Source organism: Oleiphilus sp. HI0117 (assembly GCF_001635235.1).
This window is the reverse complement of the sequence record NZ_LWGA01000439.1, coordinates 1-407: the sequence shown is the minus strand read 5'-3', so window position 1 is coordinate 407 and position 407 is coordinate 1. Positions and strand designations below refer to the sequence as shown.

At 46.4% G+C, this 407-nt stretch carries 1 protein-coding gene; it reads right to left on the bottom strand.

The annotated features are described in order from the left end of the window. A partial coding sequence (locus A3757_RS05100) for an acyl-CoA dehydrogenase family protein (protein WP_197469810.1) occupies window positions 1-363 on the bottom strand: 363 nt, incomplete at its 3' end. Window positions 364-407 lie beyond the last annotated feature (44 nt).

Sequence of the window (407 nt, the reverse complement as noted above, 5' to 3'; positions counted from 1 at the left end):
TGCAGAGCTGGTGAGCGCTGTGAACATGCATAAAGATTGGTTGGTACTGGTCAACATTTCCGATACCTTTGAGCTAAGTGCTTCAGGTAGCGCTTGCCCACCCCACTCCTCTGGCATCGAGATTCCCATCCACCCTGCTTCAGAAAAAGCTTTAAATGCGTCGCGAATCTTAGGGTCTAGTAGTACTTTACCATCCTTGTAACGACAGCCATTTTGGTCTCCATGTTGATTGACGCTGCCCCAGACTTGCTCTGAAAACTCTGCAGCCTGGTCGAGAATTAAGCCCGCATCGTCATTGTCGATAGCAGAATTGCCCTTTATATGGAATTTCATATCAGTGATTGGCGCGCAATATTTCGACACGGTGCTATGCTCCTCTATTAATGTTCTTATCAATACGTCTATCA